This window comes from Pseudoclavibacter sp. VKM Ac-2867 (assembly GCF_015351275.1).
Taxonomy (GTDB): Bacteria; Actinomycetota; Actinomycetes; order Actinomycetales; family Microbacteriaceae; genus Pseudoclavibacter.
Genome location: NZ_JADKSL010000001.1, coordinates 613,494 through 626,186, shown reverse-complemented (window position 1 = coordinate 626,186; position 12,693 = coordinate 613,494). Strand labels below are relative to the sequence as shown.

Sequence of the window (12,693 nt, the reverse complement as noted above, 5' to 3'; positions counted from 1 at the left end):
CTCGATGCTACATGATACCGGGACGCTTGCTACGATCAGAACATGCCAGCCCCTGCCTCCCCCGCGCGGCCGCTCTTCAGAAGCAAGAGCGAGCTCGCCTACGAGGAACTCCGCCGTCGTATCCTGACCGGCGTCTACGCACCAGGTGACGTCATCGGCCAGACGAAGCTCGCCGCAGAGCTCGGCTTGAGCACCACTCCACTGCGGGAAGCACTCAAGCGCCTCTCGACCGAGGGGCTCGTCGACCTCGGCGCGCACCGGGACGCTCGAGTCATTCCGCTCTCCCAGGCGGAGGCCCAGAACCTCTACGAGGTCCGCGCCGCCGCCGACCCCCTCGCCTGCGCCCTGGCGGCCGAACGTCGCGACGACTCCGACCTCACCCGCATCGACGCAGCGCTCGGCGAACTCGAGCCGCTCACCGGCGTTGCCTCCGCAGAAGCGCTCGACGCCCATCGTCGCTTCCACCGCTCGATCTACCGGGCAGCAGCGAACCCCACGCTCCTCGGCATCCTCGATGGACTCTGGGACAAGACCGACCTCTACCGCCAACGGGCCCTTCGAGCTTGGACTCCCACGCCTGAGGACCGCGCCAGGGTGCACCGCCAGCACAGCGCACTCCGTGACGCGATCGTGGCGGGCGACGCTGTGCGAGCTCGCGAGCTCTCCCACGCCCACATCACGCACAGCCTCGCGCGCCGCGCGATCGGTGCCCTCGAGACGAGCACAGCGCCACGCAGCGGAACCGCGGAGTGACCCACCTGGCGGGGCTCGGCTGAATGGCCGGCGCGAACGGTTCGAAGTGGCCGTGGATCATCATCCACGCCGTGCTCGTCCAGGTCCTGACGTACGCCGTCCGGCCCGGGCTCTCGTTCGCGGTCCTCGAAGCGGGCGGGCAGGAAGCGGTCATCGGCCTGCTCGCGACCTCGTTCGCGCTCCCGGCGCTCCTCCTCGCCCTCCCCGCAGGCAGGCTCACCGACGGACGCGGCGAGCGAACCATCGCACTGCTGGGCAGTGTCCTCCTGATCGCCGCGATCGGCATCGCCCTTGTCTCCGTGCAGAGTGTCAGCGGGCTCATGATCGCGGCGCTCGTGCTCGGCGTCGGCCACCTGCTGAGCATCATCAGCGAGCAGACCGCAGTCGCGAATCGCTCGAAGAGCGGCTCAAGAGAGTCGGCGTTCGGCCTCTACACGCTCTCCGCGTCCATCGGCCAGGCCCTCGGCCCGCTGCTCCTCGCCGTCCCGAGCCCCTCTGGTCCTGGCCCGAACCTCCCCCTCGTCTTCGGGTCGGCGATGGTGGCGGCCGTCCTGCTCAGCATCGCCAGCGTCTTCCTGGGGAGCAGCTCACGCGGAGAGACGACGTCCAAGCGGCCGGGATCGCTCGCCTCGAGCCGACGAATCCTGCAGGAGCCGGGTGCCTTCCGCGCCGTCGTCGCGGGTGGCATAGCCATCGCATCCGTCGATGTGACGCTTGCCTTCTGGCCTGCACTGAGCACGCAGCCCGGCGTCTCAGCCGCCCTCGTGAGTCTCATGCTGACGAGCCGCGCGCTCGCGACGCTTGCATCGCGAGCGGCCCTCCCCGCACTCAGTCGACGGCTGTCGCGACGGTTGCTCCTCCTCATCTCGCTGGGGGTAGCCGCCGTCACGCTCGCGCTCACCGGGCTCCCTATCGGTCCCATTTGGCTCGTGATCTCGGCCGTGCTGTACGGCTTCGCCATCGGCGTCACCCAGCCCATCACGATGGCCTGGCTCACGGACGTCGCGCCGGTCGATCAGCGCGGCCTCGCACTCTCCCTCCGGCTGGTCGGCAACAGGCTCGCACAGTCCGTCATCCCCGCCGGGGCCGGGCTCCTCACCCCGATCACAGGAGGCGGCGGTGTGCTCGTCGCTATCGGCGGCTCCCTCGCTGCCGCAGCCGCCGTCGCCTACTCGCAACGGAAGCGAGAATAGGCGCCTCTCGACGCTGGCGGGCTCGCGCTTCGGGAAATCCGGATGTCGCGGGCAGCCCGATCACGAGGGCCCTCGACCTAGGCCGACGGCGTCGGAGTTCTTCCCCGCCGCACGATTCGGGCCACCGCCTTCGAGAGAAGGCAGTGGCCCGAGACCGCACCGCGCAGGCGCCTAGTGAGCCGCCGTTTCGTCGCCTTCGTCGCCCGTCTTGGGCAGCAGCCATCCGCGTTCCGGGGCGATGCCCACGCGAACGCAGTCCATGGGGCGCAGGATGTCCTCGACCGATGGGTCCGAGACCTGCGCCACGATCGTCCCCGTGTCGGTCTCGATCTCGTACTCGACGCTGTCGCCGTGGAAGATGGTCGTGAGGACCCGTCCGACGTCCCCGTGGACCTCCGCGGCCTCCACCCGACCGGAGAGTCGCACCGACTCCGGCCTGATCATGAGGAGCACCTCCGTGTCGATCGTGACGCCGTCCTGGCAGTCCGTCTCGAATTCTCGACCGAGCGCCACGACCCGGGCCCGCCCATTCGCCGGCTCGGCGAGGAGGGTGGCGTCGAGGAACGTCGCGCGGCCGATGAAGTCGGCGACGAACACCGACTCGGGACGCCGATACACGGTGTCCGGGACATCGACCTGCTCGATCCGGCCGCGGTTCATGACGACGATGCGGTCGGAGAGCGTCATCGCCTCGTCCTGGTCGTGGGTGACGAAGATGCTCGTGATGCCGAGTCGACGCTGCAGTCGGCGGATCTCGTTGCGCATCAGGACACGCAGCTTCGCGTCGAGGTTCGAGAGGGGCTCGTCGAAGAGGAGCACCTTCGGCCGCATGACCAGCGCACGGGCGAGGGCGACGCGCTGCTGCTGACCGCCGGACAGCTGGTGGGGCGCCCGGTCGGCGAAGTTCATGAGGTTCATGATCGTCAGGACCGTGTCGACCTCTTCGCGCATCCGCGCCGCCGGCATCTTCTTGAGCTTCAGCCCGTACGAGACGTTCTCGCGCACCGACAGGTGCGGGAAGAGCGCGTACGACTGGAACACCATGGACATCGGCCGCTGGTTCGGGGCGACGCGAATCATGTCGGCCCCGTCGAGTTCGAGCTCCCCCGAGGTCGGCTCCTCGAACCCGGCGATCATCCGCAGGGTCGAGGTCTTGCCGCAGCCGGAGGGGCCGAGGAGGGTGATGAACTCGCCAGGTTCGATCTCGAGATCGACGGAGTCGACGGCCAGCGGGTCGTCGGCCTTGGCTCCGTATCGCTTCGTCAGCTTGCGGAGGGTGATGCGGCCGAGTGCGGCCTCAGGGTCGATGCCGACAGCCTCGGCGAGGCCATCGACGGAGTCAACGACGGTGTGTGCGACCACGGAAGATCACCTTTCGGACGAGGAAGTTGATGATGAGGATGAGCGTCAGCACGATGAGGATGAGCACCGTGCAGTACGCGAATGCGTTCCCGAAGCGCCCCGAGTCGACCTCGGCGAGGATCTGCGAGGTCATGATCTTGATGCCTGGGGTGGTGAGGAACACGATGGGCGACAGCGTCGTCATGGACCTGGCGAACGCGAAGGTCAGGCCGGTGAGGAGGGCCGACTGGATGAGCGGCAGCGTCACCTTGCGGAACGTCGTCCCCGACCCGGCGCCGAGCGACGTGGAAGCTTCCTCGATGGCGGGATGGATCTGGTTGAGCGCCGCGATGCCCGAGCGCTGGCCGGATGGCAGCGAGCGGGTGATGTAGACCATCACGATCGCGATGCCGCCGGAGAACGCCGCGCTTCCACCGGCGAGGGCCGGCAGGATCTGCACGCCGAAGATCGTGGTCGGCGTGATGTAGCTGAGCGCGTAGCCGATGCCGAGGACCGTGCCGGGTACGGCCAGCCCCAGCATGCCGACGAAGTCGAGCAGCCCGGAGGTGCGACGCAGCTTCCGGACGACGAGCCAGGCGATGAGCATCCCGAGCACGCCGGCGATCGGGGCCGCGATGAGGGCCAGGGTGGCCGTGTCGATCATGGCCTTCGAGCCGATGCCCGTGAGGACGAATGTGAAGTGGTCGAGCGTGAACTCGTTGTTGACCCCTGGCACCTTCATGAAGCCACCGGTCAGGACGGTCACGTAGATCGTCACGATGAGCGCGCTGATCGAGCCGACGAGCAGGAGGATGGGCACCCGGATGCTCGGTGCGGTGATCTGCTCGGATCGTCCCGTCGGCTTGCCCGTCACGGTCACGACGCTGCGCTTCGAGACCCAGTAGCGCTGCACGAGGAACACGAGGAGGGCAGGCACGAGGATCGTGAGCGAGTAGGCCGCGCCCGCGCTCGTGTTGTAGTCGCCGGTAACGGCGAGGTAGGCCCGGCTCGCGAGGACCGTGTAGTCGCCGCCGAGGACCAGCGGGTTCGCGAGGTCGGCGATGGACTCGACGAACAGCAGGAGGAAGGATCCGGCGAAGCCGGGGACGAGCATGGGGATGGTGACCGAGAAGAACACCTTGAGCTTGCTCGCCCCGAGGCCAGCTGCGGCCTCGTCGAGGCTCGGGTCGAGCGACTCGAGCATGCCCTTGAAGTTCATGTAGGCGACGGGGAAGAAGGACAGCGCGAGGACGAGCACCAGGCCGGAGAGCCCGTAGATGTCGCCCTTGATGCCGAAGATGCCGTTGCTGATGGCGCCGTTGCGGCCGAAGAGCGTGATAACGGCGGTGGCGACCGCGAACGGGGGCGCCACGATGGGGACCATGGCCAGCAGGTGCAGCGCTCGTTTGCCGCGGAACGCGATGCGGACCTGGGCGAACGCGAACAGGAACCCGATGATGGTGCCCAGGACCCCGACGATGAGCCCGAGGACCAGCGTGTTGAGCACGATCCGATGGTTGACGGGGTCGGTCACGATGCTCGCGAGCACCGCGAGCCCATCCGGGGCGAACGCTGCGGAGAGGAGGCTCATCACCGGATAGCCGATGAGGAGCAGGAGGATGACGGCGACGGCCGTGCCGAGGATCACCACGCTGCGGTCGGCGCGGGCTCGTGACCGCGGCGCCGGGCGCGAACCGCGTCCTCGTGCGGGGGCGGGGGCCGCTGGCGGCGTGGCGCCGCCAGCGACTGCTTCGAGTGTTGAGGTCATTGTTCGTCCGCGCTTCTACTCCTTGGGAGCAGGCGCCACCTCCGAGTCGAACCGTCCGGTGAGCTCGTTGCGCGCCTGACCCGCGGCGTCGATGTCGGCGTGCACGAGCTTCACGGTGTCGAAGTCGACCATGTCCTCCGTGATGACGGCGTCCGGGTTCGTGGGCACGCTGTAGCTGCCGACAGTCGCGGCGAGGTCCTGCGCCTCGGCCGTGAGGGTCCAGTCGATGAACGCCTTGGCGCCTTCTGGGTTCTTCGCGTTCTTGATGAGCGAGACGGCCCCGACCTCGTAGCCGGTTCCCTCGGAGGGGAAGGTCGTCTCGAGGTTCGTGAAGCCCTCGTTCACGAACTTCTGGCAATCCTGGGCGAAGATCACGCCGGTTGCGACCTCGCCGCGACCTGCCATCTGGCCCGGCGCGCTGCCGCTCTTCGAGTACTGGAGGATGTTGGAGTGCAGCTTGCCGAAGAAGCCGATGGCCGCATCCTGGTCGCCGTCGTTGAGCTCGACCTCGGTCCAGAGCGCCTGGTACGCCGTGCCGGAGGTGCCGGGGTGCGCCATGGCGATATTCCCCTTGAACTTCGGGTCGAGCAGGTCCGCCCAGGAGGTCGGCGCCTCGGCACCGATCTCCTCGAGCACGTCGGTGTTCGAGCAGAAGCTCAGCGCGCCGACGTAGACACCGGTCCAGCGCCCATCCGCGTCCTTGTATTCCGACGGGATCTGCTCGGCGTTCGGTGAGGTGTACGGCTCGAGGAAGCCGGACTCGTCAGCCGCGAGATGCCCCTCGGCGCCGCCGCCGAACCAGGCGTCGAACTCCGGGGTGTCTCCTGTCGCGCTGAGGCGCGCGACGGCCTCGCCGCCGCTCAGCCGCACGTAGTTCGCCGGGATGCCGGAGGCCGCCGTGAACTCGGCGGCGATGACCTGGCACCAATCCTCCTGCGGGGTGCAGATGAACGTGACCGGTTCGCTCGAGGCACCCGCCTCGGTGCCCGCACCCGCCGAGCAGCCGGCGAGGAGAGCGGTGGCGGCTGTTGCCGCGACCGCGAAGGGAAGCAGTGTGCGTTGCATGCGGGAGAACTCCTTTGTCCTGGTTTTCGAACTGTCGAGCATCAGTGAGCTGTGCTCGATGTTGCCAACGCTACGAGCGGGATGCGGGCGCGCCCGTGACAGCTCGGTGATGCTCGGTGACAGCTCTGTCACCGAGTTGGGAGGGAGCGCTGATGCCGGACGACGCTCAGGTGCGGTCGGCGCGGAGCAGGTAGCCGGTGCCGCGCACGCTCTCGATCGCCGCCGAGCTTCCCGTGACGGCCGCCTCGAGCTTGTGGCGCATCCGGTAGACCGCGGCCTTGATCATCTCCCGATCGCCGTGGCGGTCGTACTCGCCCCAGCACATGAGGAGGAGCTGCGAGAAGTCGAGTGGTGAGTTCGGGTGCGCCATGAGGGCGGCGAGGAGCTTGTACTCGGTGTTCGTGAGCGAGACCCGCTCCGCGGCGACGATGACATCGTGGCTCGCGGGGTCAAGCTCGAGTCGGACCCCGGAGGTCACGACGGCACGCGACGACTCCGGGCGCCGCACGAGCCGCTGTGCCCTGAGTGCCAGCTCGCGCGGGTGGAACGGCTTCGCGACGTAGTCGTCGGCCTCCGCCTCCAGCCCCGCGATCCGGTCGGAGACCTCGCCCTTCGCGGTCACGAGGATCACCGGCAGGTCCCAGCGCGACTTGATGCGCTGGCACAGCGAGATCCCCGAGATGCCCGGCAGCATGATGTCGAGCACCACGAGGTCCGGGCGTGAGCGTTCGAGGGCCGTCCACGCGGTCTCCGCCGAGCGGAACGACTCCGTCGTGAACCCCTGCGTCTCCAGCGCGAACGTGACGATGTCGAGCATCGCCGGTTCGTCGTCGACGACGAATGCGAGACTGTGGGGCGCCGTCATCGTCGACGCCTCACGGTGGCTGGGTCGGCAAGCGGCAGCGTGAACATCATCGTCGTCCCTTTTCCCGAGATCGTGTCGACATGGATGCGGCCACCCTGCAGCTCCACGAACTGCTGCGAGATGAAGAGCCCGATGCCGGTGCCGTTGCCGAGTGGGCGGCCGCTCGAGAAACGGCTGAACAGGCGTTCGCGCTGCGTCTCCGTCATCCCCGTCCCTCCGTCGCTGACCGAGATCATGACCTCGTCGTCCCCAGGAACGATACGCACTTCCACGCGGCCGCCCGCCGACTCGCTCCTCGCAGCGTTGTTCACGAGGTTCGTGATGACCTGCCTCGTGAGCTGCGGGTCGACGAATGCGCTGACCGGGGCTCCCGGGGCATCCAGCACGACCGTGACATCGGAGATCTCCGACAGCTCCTCGACGACGCCACGGAACAGCACTCTGAGGTCGACCCGAGAGCGCTCGATCGACACGAGGCCGGCCTCGAGGCGGGCCCTGGTGAGCAGTTGCTCCGAGAAGTTGTGCATCCGCACGGCGTTGTCGACGATGCGATGCACGAACACGGCCTGCTTCTCGGTGAGCGGGCCAGCCTTCTCCTCCGCGAGGAGCTCCCCGGCTCCCTGGATGACCGCGAGCGGCGTGCGGAGCTCGTGGCTCAGCACCGATGCCTGGTCCGCGCGCCTCGTGCTGAGCTCGGTGACCTCCTCGAGCCGCGCACGGTCTCGCGCATGCTCGCGCAGCACCAGCCAGATCGAGGCCCATGCCGCCGCGAGCGCGATGAGCGCTGCGAGCCCAGTCGCCCAGTCGGAGCGCATGGCGGCGAACACTGCCGCGAGGATCCCCGCGAGAACCGACACGAGGAGCACGCTCGCTGCCCACCTCGACATCATCATCATCCGGATAAACCTAGACGATCAGGCGAGGGCGACACAGCGATCCCGGCTCACCCGTGCGGCTGGCCCTGCCGTCGTTCGACGTCAGGGCCAGCCGCTCTGCTCAGCGCACCAGCGTGGTGTCGACGGGGTCCATGTCGTTGTAGGTGGTGTTCTCGCCCGCGGTAGCCCACACGAAGGTGTACGGGCCGGTACCCGCACCGAAGTGCACCGACCAGCTCGGCGAGACCACGAGCTGACGGTTCGACACGACGAGGTGCCTGGTCTCCTGCGGCTCCCCCATGACGTGGAAGACCCGGTGCTCCGGCGCGAGATCGAAGTACAGGTAGCACTCCGTTCGTCGGTCATGCGTGTGCGCGGGGAGGGTGTTCCAGGCGCTTCCGGAGTGAACCTGCGTGAACCCGAACGCGATCTGCGAGCTGCGCGTCCCGCCCTCGTAGATGCACTGGTTCAGTGTGCGACGGTTGGCGTTCTCGGGATCGCCGAGCTCGACGACGTTGGTCATGTCCGGCGTGATCTTGGTCGTCGGAAGGTCCTGGTGCGAGGTCGCGGTGAACACGTAGAACGCGGCCGGGTTCGCTGGGTCTGCCGAGGAGAACCGCACTTCGCGTTCCCCGCGTCCGAGGTACATCGTGCCGACGTGCGCGAGCTCGTGCTCCTCGCCGCCGACCTGCACGGTGCCCGGCCCGCCGACGTTGATGACACCTGCCTCGCGGCGCTGCAGGACGAACTCGGCTCGCACCTGGTCAGGCGTGGGCAGCTCGAGCGGTTCGTCGAGCGGCACGACGCCGAACGCGAGGATCCGATCGTGGTGCAGGTAGACGCTTCGCGCCTCACCCGCGGCGAACAGCTCCTCCATGAGGAACGAGGAACGCAGCTCGTCGGTCTTCATCGCTGCGACGGCGTTGGGGCTGTGGGCGTACTTCGTGATGGTCATGAGTGCTCCTCTGATTTGGGGGCTGACGATGATGATGCTGCTGCTGTTGTCTCGTTCCAGGCGGCGATCGCCTCCAGGGCGAGGCCCTGTCCCCACGGCTGCACGCGGTCGTCTCGGATGACGGAGTAGCCGAACGGGATGAGCTGGAGCACGGTTCCAGCGCTCACTCGGGTGAGTCGACCGTCGTCGACGTACGCCAGCGAACCGAGGACAGCGCGCTCACCGGCTCGCCGCAGGAGCCGGTCGGCGGCTGGCAGCTGCTGTTCGAGGAGCGCGCTGCCACGCAGCAGTGCGGCCCCGATCCCGGCGGCCGCGGACGTCTCGAGGATCCCTCTGGTCTCGATTGGGCCGTCCACGAGGACGTCCCACACGCCGTGGTCCGGTTGGAGCGCAGCGAGGGTCTTGAGCTGCACGGCGAGCCGTTCGCGGACCTCACCGATAGCAGGATCGTCTGCTGCGAGGTGCAGCAGGTCCGCACCGGCGAGCGCGATCCACGCGTTGGCGCGCCCCCAGAAGCAGTCGATCCGTGTTCCCTGGTTGGTGCCGTGGGCGAAGAGGCCCGTGTCCGTGTCCTGCAGCTGCTCTGCATGGGCGAGCCACTGCTGCACCGCCTCCCGCGTGAGCTCGGGGCGTTCGAGCGCGCGCCCGGCACGGAGGAGGAACTCGCCAGCCATGTACACGGTGTCGGCCCAGACTCCCCCTGGCCAGTGCTCGAGCGCACCGTTCGAGGCCCGGGTGGCTTCGGGTGCGTCTTGGTACCAGGCGAGGCAGGCCTCGACGAGGCGCCGAGCACCGAGGTCACCGGATGCGCGCAGCAGTTCGGCTGCTGTGGCGGCAGGTGCCATGTTGTTGACGTGCTCGAGCACCGGGAGACGGCTCGCGTGGCGTCCCATGTAGTCGAGCACGAGCTGCGGGGGTGTCGCCCCGCGAGCTTCGGAGGCACGCCACGTCGCGAGGAGGCAGACCCCCTCGCCCCAGAACCATCTGTCGACGCCCATGGCGAGGGTGCCGCGCAGAAGATCACCCTCGAGCTCGGCGAATCCGGTTCCGGCCGAGGCCTTCGCCAACGGTGGCATCGGCGGCGGCGCGAGGTCCGCCGAGGAGGTGTCTTCACCGGCCATCTGCGTCACCGCCGATCTGGGCGAGTCCCTGACGGACGTGCTCGACGGGCAGCTGGAGCCTCTCGCCGTCCCATTCCGCGATGATCTCGGCGTCACCGAACGCGCTGCGCGTTGCCGGGTTCTGGAGGTGCTGTTCCTCGACGATCGTGCCGTCGCTGAATCCCTCAGGCACGTCGTCGACGAGCAGTGCGCTCGAGAAGGTCACGTCGAGCTTCGGTCCGGATCCCAGCTGGAATCGGACGCCGGGGTCGTCGGCGCCGCTCGGGTTCCAGTCGAGGTTCGCAGAGTGCAGGCCGGCGGCCCACGTCTGGAAGTCCCCATCCGAGTCCTTCCGACCGGCGACGGCGACCCAGACCGCGCCATCTTCGACCGGTATCCACTCCTGCTGAGCGGTTTCGCCGGTCGCGATGGGGCGCACGCCGCCGGGAGTCGCGATAGCGACGTATCCGTCGCCGCGCCGGACGGCGATCCAATCGCCAGCAACGACGAGCTCGTCTGCCTGCTCGGAAGGCAGCCAGAGGTGCGTCCGCGTGATGGGGTCGCTGCTCGTGAAGCGCTGGAGATGGACGACCACGTTCCGGTGCTGATGCACGCGCGGGAGGACGCGGTGACCGGCCCATGCGTTGGGCCTTGCCGACGACCCCGTATCCGCGTTCGCGGGATGCGTGACGAAGATCTGGAACTCGCGGGCGAGCGTGGCTCCCCAGATGTGCTCCTGGAGGCCGGGCAGCCCGGCTCGGTAGTCCTGCACGCTCGAGAGCATCACGTCCGGGGTCTTCCAGACGCGGAGATCTGAGCGGTACGGCCTGCTGAGGAGGTCCCGTTCGAACGCCAGCTTCCCGCGGTAGACCTGGGTGCCCCACCATTCGCGCGGTGGCTCCCCGGCGAGCTTGCGGATGATCGCCGGCACGGCGTACTTCCGCGAGATCGCGAGCGTGGTGACCGGCAGCACGGCGTCGTTGAGGCTGCCGACTCCGGCGAGCAGGCGCAGGATGGGCGAGGTCTCCTCGAAGCGCGAGCTGCGCAGCGTGTGCACGTACGAGCGTCCGTGCGCCGCTCCGTGCGTGCCGCGCCACGAGTTGCACGCGAGCGTGAAGAGCACCTTGTCGAGGAGTACCCGCGAGGCTTCGGTGAGGCGCTCGTCGACCCCGAGCTCGATCAGCATGCAGAGGGCGTAGCTGTCGATGGCGAGGTACGCGTTCGAGTCGAACTCGCTGAACCCGCCGGACAGCTTGCGGTCGAGCCATCCGGCGGCGCGGACGCGCGCCTCGTCCGCATGCTCGGCACCCGTTCGCCCGTCGACGGAGAAGACCTCATCCGGGAAGGTCTCCCCGGCGAGCAGCTCGGCGACGTGCCAGACGAACTGGTGGTTCTCCGTGAAGTAGCACATGGCGTCGAGGCCGGGTTGGGTGATCCAGTACTTCATGCCCGTCACGGCGCCCTGCACTCGGTCGCGCAGCCCCGCGGACCAGGCATCGCTCGGCACCCGGTGCCAGGCGAGCAGCATCGAGAGCACCTCGAAGTCGGCGCAGTCGCCGCGCGTCTCGACCCGGTGCAGCGCAGACGCGAGATCCGAAGGCTCGACGCGCACGTCTCCGAGCAGCTCGTGGCGAGCGAGGAGACCCGCGAGTCCGGCCTCAGTGGGAGTGTCGTCCTCGAGGCCGGCCACGAAGCGGAGCACCTCGTCGCGCCACAGCGCAGGATCGCCATGAGGCTGTTCCCTGCTGTCCGGCGGAACGACTGCGACTCGGATGCGACGAAGCTGCGGGCAGCGGGGGTCATCGAGCCCGATCTGCACGATGCTCTCCCCCGTGCTCAGCATGGAGGCGCCTGCGGAGGCTGCGTCGCCCTCCGCGAACGCGTCCTCCTCGGCGACCCCGCCGACACGGAATCGGACCAGGCCCTTCTCATCCGCTTCCACCAGCTGCCAGTCCTCGTGGTCGCTCGTTCGGACACGGAACCGCACACCGCGTGGTGCGGAGAAGGCGGCGACCGGCCCCTCGAGCGCCCAGCTCGTGGACGCAACCCGATTCAGCACCTGCTCTGCGAGTCGGCCAGCATGCTCGTCGGCACCGGGCGAGGGGATGACCACGCGAACCGGCAGCCCTTCGACCCGCACGCGCACGATGTGCCGGCACTCCCGGAATGCGACCTGCCAGGTCGCCAGGTGCAGCGGCGTGATCCCCGACGGCAGACGCACCCGCACCGAGGACGTGAGCGGCTCCATGTAGGAGACCTGATCACCCCGCAGGACGACTTCGCCTCCCACCCAGAGGACGAACGGGCCCGTCGTGTGCACCTCGATCGTCCGCCACTCGCTCTGGTCGACCTCCACCGCCGTGGCGGCGAGCGAGGCCCGGTACTCCGGGGTGAAGCAGAACGCCGACCAGTCGACGAAGCCGTCGGCCGGGGTATGCACGCGTGCCCATTCGGCGCTCGAGCTCTGCCCGTTGGCTACCCAGCTGACCGGGCCGCCCTCGATGACCTGCGGGAGGTCCTGTGATTCGTCGAGCTGGTGCGCCGCGTACAGACGCTGCTTCAGCTCGCCGACGTCTGGTCCGTTCGTCAGCACCCATCTGCCGTCTCCCCACGGTTCCCCGTCTTCGGAGAGAAACGCGTCGAGGTCGTCGCAGCTGCTTGCCCAGGCCGGTGAGACCAGCCAATCCCTGATCGTGCCGTCTGCGTCGGCGAGGTGAACGGTCCGGTTGGTGACTGTGAGTGAAGAACTCATGCTCCGTGTGTTTCCTTGTCCAAGAT

At 68.4% G+C, this 12,693-nt stretch carries 10 protein-coding genes; 2 read left to right on the top strand and 8 right to left on the bottom strand.

Going from position 1 to position 12,693, the window contains the following annotated elements; all coding sequences use genetic code 11:
* Positions 1–42: 42 nt before the first annotated feature.
* Positions 43–753, top strand: coding sequence for a GntR family transcriptional regulator (locus ITJ67_RS02775; RefSeq protein WP_160071336.1), 711 nt, complete (start codon positions 43–45; stop codon positions 751–753).
* Positions 754–776: 23 nt separating this feature from the next.
* Positions 777–1,946: an MFS transporter gene (locus ITJ67_RS02770; protein ID WP_194676645.1), complete on the top strand. Its 1,170-nt coding sequence runs from the start codon at positions 777–779 to the stop codon at positions 1,944–1,946.
* 171 nt (positions 1,947–2,117) lie between these two features.
* Here ITJ67_RS02770 and ITJ67_RS02765 read toward each other — a convergent pair whose 3' ends face one another.
* The 8 genes from ITJ67_RS02765 to ITJ67_RS02730 all read right to left on the bottom strand — a co-directional run bounded on the left by ITJ67_RS02765 (position 2,118) and on the right by ITJ67_RS02730 (position 12,667).
* On the bottom strand, positions 2,118–3,308 hold the full coding sequence (locus tag ITJ67_RS02765; protein WP_323741368.1) for an ABC transporter ATP-binding protein: 1,191 nt from the start codon (positions 3,306–3,308) through the stop codon (positions 2,118–2,120).
* Positions 3,286–5,055, bottom strand: coding sequence for an ABC transporter permease (locus ITJ67_RS02760; RefSeq protein ID WP_194676644.1), 1,770 nt, complete (start codon positions 5,053–5,055; stop codon positions 3,286–3,288). The genes ITJ67_RS02765 and ITJ67_RS02760 overlap by 23 nt, the downstream gene beginning before the upstream one ends.
* A 15-nt stretch (positions 5,056–5,070) precedes the next feature.
* Positions 5,071–6,120: an ABC transporter substrate-binding protein gene (locus ITJ67_RS02755; protein ID WP_194676643.1), complete on the bottom strand. Its 1,050-nt coding sequence runs from the start codon at positions 6,118–6,120 to the stop codon at positions 5,071–5,073.
* A 166-nt stretch (positions 6,121–6,286) separates the two neighbouring features.
* Complete coding sequence (locus ITJ67_RS02750; protein WP_104331759.1) at positions 6,287–6,985, bottom strand: response regulator transcription factor; 699 nt, start codon at positions 6,983–6,985, stop codon at positions 6,287–6,289.
* On the bottom strand, positions 6,982–7,881 hold the full coding sequence (locus ITJ67_RS02745; RefSeq protein ID WP_160071331.1) for a sensor histidine kinase: 900 nt from the start codon (positions 7,879–7,881) through the stop codon (positions 6,982–6,984). The genes ITJ67_RS02750 and ITJ67_RS02745 overlap by 4 nt, the downstream gene beginning before the upstream one ends.
* Before the next feature lie 100 nt (positions 7,882–7,981).
* Positions 7,982–8,815, bottom strand: a complete 834-nt coding sequence (gene kduI / locus ITJ67_RS02740) for a 5-dehydro-4-deoxy-D-glucuronate isomerase (protein WP_160071330.1) — start codon at positions 8,813–8,815, stop codon at positions 7,982–7,984.
* Positions 8,812–9,936, bottom strand: a complete 1,125-nt coding sequence (locus ITJ67_RS02735; RefSeq protein ID WP_194676642.1) for a glycoside hydrolase family 88 protein — start codon at positions 9,934–9,936, stop codon at positions 8,812–8,814. Before ITJ67_RS02735 ends, kduI begins: the two co-directional genes overlap by 4 nt.
* Positions 9,926–12,667, bottom strand: coding sequence for a hypothetical protein (locus tag ITJ67_RS02730; protein WP_194676641.1), 2,742 nt, complete (start codon positions 12,665–12,667; stop codon positions 9,926–9,928). Before ITJ67_RS02730 ends, ITJ67_RS02735 begins: the two co-directional genes overlap by 11 nt.
* Positions 12,668–12,693: the final 26 nt, after the last annotated feature.